At 64.6% G+C, this 11,552-nt stretch carries 5 protein-coding genes; 3 read left to right on the plus strand and 2 right to left on the minus strand.

The window, feature by feature from the left end:
• Positions 1 to 42 precede the first annotated feature (42 nt).
• Positions 43 to 630, plus strand: coding sequence for a transglycosylase SLT domain-containing protein (locus tag V6590_RS18665; RefSeq protein ID WP_335425210.1), 588 nt, complete (start codon positions 43 to 45; stop codon positions 628 to 630).
• On the opposite strand, the gene V6590_RS18670 is transcribed toward V6590_RS18665, so the two are convergent.
• Together V6590_RS18670 and V6590_RS18675 are read right to left on the minus strand one after the other, a co-directional pair.
• On the minus strand, positions 631 to 1,230 hold the full coding sequence (locus tag V6590_RS18670) for a LolA family protein (RefSeq protein ID WP_335425211.1): 600 nt from the start codon (positions 1,228 to 1,230) through the stop codon (positions 631 to 633).
• 80 nt (positions 1,231 to 1,310) lie between these two features.
• Positions 1,311 to 3,905, minus strand: a complete 2,595-nt coding sequence (locus V6590_RS18675; protein WP_335425212.1) for a response regulator — start codon at positions 3,903 to 3,905, stop codon at positions 1,311 to 1,313.
• A 158-nt stretch (positions 3,906 to 4,063) separates the two neighbouring features.
• Here V6590_RS18675 and V6590_RS18680 point away from each other — a divergent pair, with 158 nt between their 5' ends.
• The gene (locus V6590_RS18680) at positions 4,064 to 9,508 is read left to right on the plus strand and encodes an alpha-2-macroglobulin family protein (protein WP_335425213.1); all 5,445 of its coding nucleotides are present in this window, start codon (positions 4,064 to 4,066) and stop codon (positions 9,506 to 9,508) included.
• Complete coding sequence (gene pbpC / locus V6590_RS18685; protein WP_434063285.1) at positions 9,505 to 11,550, plus strand: penicillin-binding protein 1C; 2,046 nt, start codon at positions 9,505 to 9,507, stop codon at positions 11,548 to 11,550. Before V6590_RS18680 ends, pbpC begins: the two co-directional genes overlap by 4 nt.
• The last annotated feature ends 2 nt before the right edge of the window (positions 11,551 to 11,552 follow it).

Genomic DNA, 11,552 nt, shown 5'->3' on the forward strand with positions numbered 1-11,552 from the left:
TTTGCCCTATCCTTGCTGCAAAACAAGACACGAGAGGGGCAGATGAGCAGACTTCTCCGTGCGTCGATCCTGTTGTTGCTATTGGCCTCTTGCGGGGGTGGTGGCAGGTTCTCGGCGCCGCGCGACCTTGATGATGCCTGCGCGATCCTGCGCGAGCGTCCGGAATATTACAGCGCGATGAAGCGCACCGAACGCCGCTGGGGCGTGCCGGTGCCCGTGCAGATGGCGACGATCCATCAGGAAAGCAAGTTCATCGGCAATGCGCGCACACCGCACCGTTTTGCCCTGGGCATCATTCCGATGGGGCGGCAAAGCACGGCCTATGGCTATAGCCAGGCGCTGGATGGCACCTGGGAGGAATACCAGAAGGAAACCGGCAACCGTAGGGCCCGGCGCGACCGGATCGACGATGCGACCGATTTCATGGGCTGGTACATGCATGGCAGCGAACAGCGGCTGGGCATTTCAAAATGGGATGCCCGCAGCCAGTATCTGGCCTATCACGAAGGCCGGACCGGGTTTGCCAATGGCAGCTATAATGCGAAAAGCTGGTTGCTGGATGTTTCGGCGCGGGTGCAATCGCGCGCCGAAACCTATGCCGCCCAGCTTTCGGCCTGCGGACGGGGCTGATCAGCCCCGCCGTTCGATTTCAAGCGTGATGTCGAACAGATCGGGGCGGAATCGTTTGCCCTTTTCCATCTCGCCCAGAATGACCGTGGTCTGATTGCCGGAATCATCGGTGATGACCCATTGCCGCAATTCGACCGGGTTGGCGGTGAACACCATTTCGATCGTGCCATATTCCGGATGTTCGGGGTCTTGCGCGGTAACGCGGGTGGTATTGCCATCCTCCCGATGGCCGACAACCATCCGGGCGCGTGCCAGATCGACCTGCTTGGCCAGAATCAGGCTGAGCGGGGTTTTCGACAGCGGATATTGTTCGGGCGGCTGGTTCGATTTGGCATCGAAAATCGCCACATTGCCCGATGTCGCCAGAACGAGCGACTTGTCGGGCGGGGCATATTCAAAGCGCACGCGGCCCGGGCGGCTGATGAAGATCGTTCCGGTGCTGATCGAGCCATCGGCGTTCACCTGGGTGAACCCGGCTTCAACGGTGGTCAGAGCGTTCAGATAGGCAGAGAGCGCCTGCAGCGACACCTTTTCCGCCTGGGCGGGCAGAGACAGCAACAGCAGGACAAGCGGGGCCAGGGCGGCGCGAAGCGTTTTCATGCCGCCAATATAACCAACGGCGCCGATGCTTGCACCCATTGCCGTTTCACGATGCGGTCAACCGGCAAAAGCCTGCGCGTTCAAGCGGCCCCCTGTTGCGGTTCAACGGCCGCTTTGGCCACGGCCCCCGTCTGGCCTGCTGCCTGCCCGGTCACCGGGCGAACATCCGGTGGGCTGAAATCGATCAACGCCTCGCAAATTGCGGTCTTGCGCAGCGGTTTGGTCAGGTAACGGTCCATCCCGGCGGAAAGGATCGCGGCATCGTCACCTTCCATCGCATGTGCTGTCAGTGCGATGATCGGCACATGGCTGCGGCCCGCCTCGATCCGGCGGATCGCCTGCGTGGCCTGACGCCCGTCCATTTCCGGCATGGAAATATCCATGAAGATCAGATCGGGCTGCAGGCTTTGATACAGTTCCACCGCCTCGCGCCCGTTCTGGGCGAAGGTCAGATCGATATCGAGGTCCTTCACCATCTTGCGGAACACAAGCTGGTTGGTGCGATTGTCTTCGGCGGCCAGAACCCGCAGCGCACGGTGGGCCTGTTCGCCACGGGGCGCGGCCTGTGCCAGTTGATCGGCTGGCGGGGCAGACAGGCCTTGCAGCCGCCGGTACAGATCGGACCGCAACAGGGGCTTTTGCAGAAAGCCCGTCACATGGCCGACGGCGTCCAGTTCGCGACCCATGGCCGGATTGGCCGAAAGCAGCAGGATCGGCAGATCGATCCCCTGCCCGCGCAGCGTCGTCGCCAGACCCAGACCATCAGGATCAGACAGATCCTGATCCGCGATGATCACATCGAAACCCCGATCCTGTTCCAGCAATGCCAGCGCTTCGGCAGAGGTGCGCGCCAGCACGGCCTCTACGCCGCAGGTGGTCAGCTGCCGTTCCAGAATGGTGCGGTTGATGAATTGTTCATCGACCACAAGCGCCCGTTTCAGATCGACCGGTGCAGGGTGATCTTCGCCCAGTTCGGCGACCGGCAGCGACAGGCGGAACCCGAAGCACGACCCCCGGCCCAGTTCGCTGTCCACCCAGACTGCGCCGCCCATATGTTCGATCAAGCGGCGGGAAATCGCGAGCCCAAGCCCCGTGCCCTCGAATTTGCGGTTACTGGCGCTTTCGACCTGATTGAACTCGCCAAAGATGTGATCCAGATTTTCAGGCGCAATGCCGATGCCGGTATCTTCCACCGTGACATGCAGTTGCTGCGCGCCTGAACCCGTTTCCAGCCCCACCACGCGGATCAGCACATGGCCCTTGTCGGTAAACTTGACCGCATTGCCGATCAGATTGGTCAGTACCTGCCGCAACCGGCCCGGATCGCCGACAAAGCGGGTGGGCAGGAACATGTCGTAATCAATCAGCATGTCCACACCCTTTGCCCGTGCGCGGGGCTGCAGCAGCATGGAGACTTCGTGAATCACCCGTTCCAGATCAAAGGGTTCCGGATGCAGGGTCAGGCGTTCCGCCTCGATCTTGGAATAATCGAGAATGTCATTGATGATGACCAGCAGCGCCTCGCCCGATGACCGGATCGTGTCGGCAAACAACCGCTGCTCTTCGGAAAGCGGGCTGTCGCACAGCAATTCGGCCATGCCCACCACCCCGTTCATCGGCGTGCGGATCTCGTGGCTCATATTGGCCAGGAAGGCCGATTTCGCGCGAACGGCGGCTTCGGCGGTCTCCCGCGCGGCCTCCAGCGCGGCCTGCTGTTCGCGTTCGCGCGTGATATCGACCCGCAGGCCCACCCGGCCCCCATCCGGGGTTTCCTGATCGATCACCCGTAGCCATCGCCCATCGCCCAGATGCTGTTCGAAATCGGCTGTCTTGCGGCTGCGCTGGCGCAGGCGTTCCTCGATCCATTCTTCTTCGCGACCCTCGGCCTCAGCATATTGGCCGCGTTCCAGACCATAGCGCAGGATCGATTCGAACGTGGCGCCGGGCACCATGGCAGGGGCGCTTTCGGCATAGATGTCGCGATAGCGTTGGTTGCAGACCATCAGCCGGTCCTCTCTGTCATAAAGTACGAATCCATCCGGAATGGCCTCGATCGCCGCCCAGATACGCATCTGTTCCGTGATATCGACGGCAAGGCAGACCATGTCGCCATCACGGGCGCGGCGATCCACCAGCCTGACCCAGGTCCCGGTCACGAATTGCAGCACCATGGGTTCAATCGGATCATCATCCCACCGGGCCAGCATCTGCGCACACCATTCCGCCGGTTCCTTGTCGCCGATATCGATCAGGCCGTTTTCGGCGGCTTCGGTCAGGATGGCGGCATAATCCATGCCAGGGGCGATGGTGTCGGCCTCGAACAAGGCGCGAAAGGCGCTGTTTGCCGCGACAAGGCGGTTGGCAGAATCGAATACGGCAAAGCCGTCGCGGATGGTGTTGATCGAATCCCACAACCGCCGTTCCGCCATCACCGCCGTGGTATGTGCCCGTTCCAGATCGTTGAGAAAGCGGGTGTTCTGGCCTTTCAGCGCCTCGGCCTCGGACAGGGCGGATTTCACCACCTGGCGCTGTTCGACGATCTGTTCCGACAGGGCCCTGGCATGCATGCCCAGCTTTTCGTTGGCGGCATAAAGCTCCCGGCTTTTCTGCTCCAGCAGCCGTTCCGCTGCCAGTCGCGCGCGCCGTTCGATTGCCAGCCGTTCCGCCAGATCCATGCTGCCTGAAGCCCCGAGTCACCGTCACAGGGGCCAAGCTGAGGCAACAAGATGAAACAAGGTTTAACGGGAACATTTCCATCTGATCTTGTGCTGGCAATTGCAGAATGGCGCAGGGCGTGGCAGCATCCGGCCATCCGTTTTCTGGAGGAATTTCGATGCGTGGCTTTCGTCTGGCGGCCCTTGTGGGCTGCGTTCTGGTTGGCCTTGGTCTGGGGGCAGGGGCGCAGGCGCAGGAAACCGTGCCCGCAAAGCGATTTGTGCTGAGCCAGGATGCCGATCTGCCCGGGGGCGATCTGTCCACCCAGCTTGATACCACCATCGAGGCTTGCGCGCGGGCCTGTCTGGCCGACGCCCGCTGCACACATTTCACCTTCAACAGCCGCAATGGATCGTGCTTCCCCAAGGCCAATCCGGGGGCCGAGGCCTTTTATCAGGGGGCATTTTCGGCCCGTCTGGTGATGAATGACCCAAAGATCGTGGCCGCAGCTGCCGATCGCAGGGCCGAACTGACCATGCTGCATGACGGCGATTTCGCGGCGGCGCTGGATCAGGCCAAGGGGCTGGCCAACCGCCACACCAGCGGGAACTGGACAGCCGACGAACATCTGCAATCGGCCCGCCAGATGGAGGCAGAGGGCAGCTATCTTGCCGCGTCAGATTTTGCGGGCGCAGCGGTCAATGCCTCGGACAAGGCGGATGTCTGGGTTGAATATGCGCGGCTGCTGATGTCGGCCGCCACCGCCAATCAGGGCGATCAGAACGATCTGCGCGCCCGCGCTGTCATGGCGGCGACCAATGGCTATTTGCGCGCGCCCAATGCCGCGCAGCGCCACAATGCGCTGGTGCAACTGGCGCTTGGTCTGGAAGCGACGGGCCGCGGATCAGAAATGGTCAAGGCGCTGCGGCTGGCGCAGGCCCAGCAAAGCCGCGACGATACCGAGGCCTTGCTGGCGGATGCGTCCGGAAAATATGGCTTCCGCGTGCTGGAAACCGATGTGCAGGCCGACAATGCCCGCCCGCGCATCTGTGTGAACCTGTCCGAAGATCTGGCGAATACCGGGGTGGATTATGCGCCCTTCGTGCAACTGCCGGACACGGGCCTGACGGTCGCGCCGGGCGGCTGGAGGCAATTGTGCATCGAAGGCGTTCAGCATGGCAGCCGCTATCAGTTCACTCTGCGCGAAGGTCTGCCTGCGGCGGATGGGCAGACCCTCGCGAAATCCGTGCAGCTTTCGGCCTATGTGCGCGACCGTGCGCCGGGCGTGCGCTTCCCGGGCCGCGCCTATGTGCTGCCCAAATCCGACAATGCCGCCCTGCCGGTGCAGACGGTCAACACCGAAAAGCTGAACCTGACGCTGTATCGGGTTTCCGATCGCAACCTGCTGCGGTCGATTCAGAACAGCTATTTCGGTGCGCCGATGGCCGAATATCAGGAAGGTGCCTTTGCGGGCGAAGTGGGCGAGGAATTGTGGAAAGGCACGGCAGACGTGGTGCAGGAGGTGAACAAGGATGTCACCACCCGTCTGTCGATGACAGAAGCGATCAGCGGCCTGCCCGCGGGAATCTATGCCCTGCGCGCAGCCGTGCCGGGGGTGGACCCCTATGCCGTGCCTGCGGCCTGGCAATGGTTCGTGATCTCTGATCTGGGCATGACCACGTTGTCGGGGGTGGACGGGCTGCATGTCATCGTCCGCAGTCTGGCAACTGCCGATGCCAAGCCGGGCGTGACGGTCGAAGTGATCAGCCGTGCCAATGCGGTGCTGGCGACGGCCACGACCGACGATCAGGGCTATGCCCGGTTTGATGCCGGGCTGACGCGCGGCACGGCAGGGGCGGCACCTGCCATGGTGGTGGTGCGCGAAGGTGAGGGCGACATTGCCTTCCTGTCGCTGACCGATCCCGAATTTGATCTGTCGGATCGCGGGGTTGAAGGCCGCGAAGCCGCGCCGCCGATTGATGTGTTCCTGACCACCGATCGCGGGGCCTATCGCGCTGGCGAAACCGTTTATGCCACCGCGCTGACCCGCGATGCGCAGGCGGGGGCCATCGAAGGCCTGCCCCTGATTGCCGTGCTGAAACGCCCGGACGGGGTGGAATATGCCCGCCAGCAGGTGGCGGATGGCGGCAAGGGCGGGCATGTCTTTGCCCTGCCGATTGCCGGATCAGCCCCGCGCGGTGTCTGGCGTCTGGAAGTTCTGGCCGATCCCCAAGCGCCCGCGCTGACGGCGCAAACCTTCCTTGTCGAAGATTTCCTGCCCGAGCGGATCGACTATACGTTGAAACTGGCCGATACGCCGCTGTCGCTGGGCGATGTGGCCGAATTGCAGGTGGATGCCAAATATCTGTTCGGCGCGCCCGGGGCCGATCTGGCCATTGAAGGCGAGGTGCTGCTGCGTGCGGCCAAAGGGCTGCCTGGCTTCCCCGACTATGTCTTCGGTCGCCATGATGCGCCCTTTGATGCCCGCCTGCAGCCCATCGAAAGCGGCGCGCGCACCGATGCCGCAGGTCAGGCCACGGTGTTTGCAGCCTTGCCCGAAGCCGACGATCCGGGCCGCCCGCTGGAGGCGCGCGTGACCCTGCGCATCGCCGAAGGGTCGGGCCGCCCGGTCGAGCGCAAGGTCGAACAGATCCTTGCGCCATCCTCTGACATGATCGGCATCAAGCCCCTGTTCGATGGGGTCGTGCCCGAAAACGGCGAGGCACGGTTCCAGCTGATCGGGGTCGGGGCGGGTGCGGCACCCGTGCCGATGCAGGTCGCGTGGGAACTGACCCGGGTGCAGACCGATTGGCAATGGTATCAGTATTCCGGCAACTGGATGTGGGAGCCGGTCACCACCCGCACCCGCATTGCCGAAGGCCGTGCCGACCTGGGCACCGATCCGATGCAGATTTCCGCCCCGGTGCAATGGGGCGAATATGAACTCGCCGTCAGCCGCGTGGACGGCACACCCGCCGAAAGCTCCACCCTGTTTTATGCGGGTTGGTATGCCCCGGCGGATGCGACCGAAAGCCCGGACACGCTGGAGCTTTCGCTCGACAAACCGGCCTATCGCCCGGGCGAGACCGCCCGGCTGCGTCTGGTGCCGCGCGCGGCGGGCAAGGCGCTGGTCATGGTGATGTCGAACCGGCTGGTGTCGATGCAGGCGGTTGATGTGGCCGAAGGTGAGAACCTGATTGACCTGCCGGTCACCGATGACTGGGGTGCAGGCGTTTATGTGACCGCATCAGTCCTGCGACCGATGGATGTGGCGGCAGGGCGCAACCCGGCGCGGGCGCTTGGTCTGGCCCATGCGGCGATTGATCCGGGCGCGGCCCGCCTGAATGTCGTGGTGCAAGCTCCGTCAGAGGCCGCGCCGCGCGGCCCGCTGGAGATCGCGGTCAAGGTGGATGGCGTGGCCGAAGGCGATACGGCTTTTGTTACCCTTGCGGCGGTGGATGTGGGCATTCTGAACCTGACCGGGTTCAAATCCCCCGATCCGGCGGCGCATTACTTTGGCCAGCGCAAGCTGGGAATGGGTATTCGCGATGTCTATGGCCGCTTGATCGACGGGCTGAACGGGGCCGAAGGGCAGGTGCGTTCGGGCGGCGATGCCGGGGCGCAGGCCCGCCTGCAGGCCCCCCCGCCGACAGAAGAGCTTGTGGCCTATTTCACCGGTCCGGTGCAGGTGGGTGCCGATGGCATGGCCCGCGCCAGCTTTGATCTGCCATCCTTCAATGGCACGGTGAAGGTGATGGCGGTCGCCTGGTCGGGCAAGGGCGTCGGACAGGCCGAGGCCGAGGTTCTGGTGCGCGATCCGGTGGTGGTGACAGCATCCCTGCCGCGCTTCATGGCACCGGGCGATGAAAGCCGGTTGCTGCTGGAAATCGTTCATGCCACCGGCCCGGCGGGCCGCATGGCGCTGGCCGTCGCGGGCGAAGGCGTCACCCTTGGCGCCGCGCCAACCGAAATTGATCTGGGCGAAAAGCAGAAGGTCACGCTGTCGGTGCCGGTTACTGCGGCGGCGGCCGGGTTGCACAAGATCACCGTCACACTGACAACGCCGGATGGCAAGTCGCTGCTCAAGACCCTGGCCCTGCCGGTGCAATCGGGCGAGCCCGAGATTGCGCGCATCTCGCGCCTTGATCTGGAGCCGGGCCAGACCTTCAGCTTTGATGCCAGTGTCTTTGCCGGTCTGACGGCGGGCACGGGTCAGGCCACGCTGGCCATCGGCCCGATTGCGCGGCTGAATGCGCCGGGCGTGCTGGCCGCGCTGGACCGCTATCCCTATGGCTGCACCGAGCAGATCACCTCGCGCGCGCTGCCGCTGGTTTATTTCGATCAGGTGGCCCAGGCGATGCAATTGAAAGGGGCCGATAACATCAGCCTGCGCATCAGCCAGGCCGTGACCGAAGTTCTGCAGAACCAGAACAGCGAAGGGGCCTTCGGCCTGTGGTCGGCTCCCGATTATGCCGGGGGCGACCTGTGGCTGGATGCCTATGTGACCGACTTCCTGTCGCGGGCACGGGCGCAGGGGCATCAGGTGCCCGATCTGGCCTTCCGCAACGCGCTGGACAATCTGCGCAATCAGGTCAACTACCACAGCGATTTCGACAATGGCGGCGAGGCCTTGGCCTATGCCCTGCTGGTGCTGGCGCGCGAAGGGGCGGCGGCGGTGGGCGATCTGCGCTATTATGCCGATGTGAAGGGTGATGCCTTCGCCACGGCCCTGGCACAGGCCCAATTGGGCGCGGCGCTGGCGGCCTATGGCGATCCGGGCCGGGCGGATCAGATGTTCCGCAAGGCCATGGCGCGGCTGGATGCCGAGCCGCCCAGCACGGAACAGATCTATCGTGCCGATTACGGAACCGACCAGCGCGATGCGGCGGCGGTTCTGACGCTGGCCGTTGAATCCGGGTCCGAGGCGGTGAACCGCGATGAGTTGGTGAACCGCATCGCCACGGAAGGTGCGCTTTCCACGCAGGAAAGCGTCTGGACCTTGTTGGCCACAAATGCGCTGATCGATGGTGCGGGCGCGGATGTCACGCTGAATGGCCTGCCGGTCACGGGTCCGCTGGTGCGGGTGGCGACTGATGCCTCGGCCCCGGTCGCGGTGCAGAACAATGGCGCCAAGACCCAGTTGACCGTCACCACCTATGGCGTGCCGTCGGAACCGGTTGCTGCAGGGGGCAACGGCTATGCCATTACCCGCAGCTACTTTACGCTGGATGGCCAGCCTGCCGATGCGACACAGGTGAAGGTGGGAACCCGGCTGGTCACCGTGCTGGAAGTCACGCCCTTTGGCCGGGGTGAAGCGCGGTTGATGGTGGCCGATCCGCTGCCTGCCGGATTCGAGATCGACAACCCGAACCTGATCGGTGGCGGCGCGATTTCGGCGCTGGATTGGCTGGGGCTGGAAACCGATGCCCAGCACAGCGAATTCCGGCAGGACCGGTTCCTGACGGCGATTGATCGGTATGACAACGCGCCCTTCAAGCTGGCCTATGTGGTGCGCGCGGTTTCACCGGGGGTGTTCACCCATCCTTCGGCCTCGGTCGAGGATATGTATCGCCCGGATTACCGTGCCCAGAGCGGGACGGGCCGGGTCACGATTGCCGAGTGATGCCGGGCCGTTTGCTTGGCACCCTGGTCGCTGCCCTTTGGGTGGCGGCCTTTGCCATGGATCGCGGGCGCGATTGGGTTGCTGCAACGGAAATCCCGGCCCTGTCGCTGCCCGTATCGGTCGAGGTGGTGGATCGCAATGGCATCCTGCTGCGGGCCTATACCGTGGCCGACGGGCGCTGGCGCATGGGCGTGGCGCTGGCAGAGGTGGACCCCCGCTATATCGCCATGTTGGTGGGGTATGAGGACAAGAGGTTCTGGTCGCATCCCGGGGTGGATTGGCGGTCGATGCTGCGGGCCATGGGGCAGGCGCTGCGGCATGGCCGTGTCGTGTCGGGCGGATCGACGCTGACCATGCAGGTGGCCCGGCTGCTGGAGGAAAGCGGCACCGGCAAGATGGATGGCAAGCTGCGCCAGATCCGGCTGGCGCTGGCGCTGGAACAGCGGCTGACCAAGGAACAGATCCTGCAGCTTTACCTGCATCTTGCCCCCTTTGGTGGCAATCTTGAAGGCGTGCGGGCTGCGTCTCTGGCCTATTTCGGCAAGGAACCGCGTCGCCTGACACCGGCCGAAGCCGCGCTTCTGGTGGCCATTCCGCAGGCTCCGGAAAGCCGCCGCCCGGATCGCCACCCGGCGCGCGCGACCGATGCGCGGGGCCGCGTGCTGGCCCGTGCCCTGGGTAATGGCGTCATCACCGAAGAGGAAGCCCGCGCCACGCAGGGTGAGGTGGTCCCCGCAGCGCGCAAACCCGTGCCCATGCTGGCGGCGCATCTGGCCGACCGGGTGGTGAAGGCGCAGCCATCAATCCCGCGCCATCAGGTGACACTGGAAGCCGGGCTGCAAAAGGCGCTGGAGGCGCTGGCGAAAGAGGCGGTGGCGGGCAAGGGCGATCAGATGCAGATCGCCATTCTGGCCGCCGATCACCAGTCGGGCGAAGTTCTGGCCTCGGTCGGATCGGCGGGCTTTACCGAAGATCAGCGGCAAGGCTTTGTCGATATGACCCGGGCCTTGCGATCCCCGGGCAGCACGCTGAAACCCTTGGTCTATGCGCTGGCTTTTGATGAAGGGCTGGCCCATCCCGAAACGCTGATCGATGACAAGCCGGTGCAGTTCGGCACCTATGCGCCGCAGAATTTCGACAAGATCTATCGGGGCACCATCCGGCTGCGCGAGGCGCTGCAACTGTCGCTGAACATACCCGTGGTCCGCATGACCGAGGCGCTTGGCCCGGCCAAGCTGATTGCCGCCATGCGCCGCGCGGGCATGCAGCCCGAACTCAAGGGCGATGAACCCGGTCTGGCGATCAGTCTGGGCGGTGTTGGCGTCACGCTGGAGGATATGGTGCAGCTCTACGCGGCGCTGGCCCGGGGTGGGGTGGCCTTGCCGCTGCGCCATGACGGAGCGGCGGGCGAAGGCGCAGATGCGGGGCAAAGGGTGGTTTCGGCGGTGGCGGCCTGGCAGGTGGCGGATATCCTGTCGGGGTTGGCCCCGCCGCCCGGTGCGCCGGAAAACCGTCTGGCCTACAAGACCGGCACCAGTTACGGCCACCGCGATGCCTGGGCCATCGGCTTTGACGGGCGGCATGTGGTGGGGGTCTGGATGGGGCGGGCCGATGGCACGCCGGTTCCGGGGGCCTTTGGTGCCGATACGGCAGCACCGGTGCTGTTTCAGGCGATGGGCCGGATCAGCCGCAGCCTGACCCCGCTGCCGCCCCCGCCGCCCGCCACCCTTCTGGTATCCAATGCCGACCTGCCGCAGCCGTTGCAGCGGTTCCGGTCGCGCAATGCCGCGTTCCAGGCGGCAGATGCGCCGGTGCTGGCCTTCCCGCCCGACGGGGCCGAGGTTGAACGGCTGAACGGGCGCGTGCTGGTCAAATTGCGGGGGGGCACGGCACCCTTCACGGTGATGGCCGACGGGCTGCCGCTGAAAACCAACCTGACCACCCGCGAAACCCTGCTGGAGATGGCCGGCGCAGGCTTTGTCACGCTGAGCGTGATTGATGCGGCGGGCCTTTCGGCCCGCGCGCGGCTGATCATCAGGTGATC

Origin of the sequence: Gemmobacter denitrificans (assembly GCF_036964905.1) — a bacterium.
Classification (GTDB): domain Bacteria; phylum Pseudomonadota; class Alphaproteobacteria; order Rhodobacterales; family Rhodobacteraceae; genus Gemmobacter; species Gemmobacter denitrificans.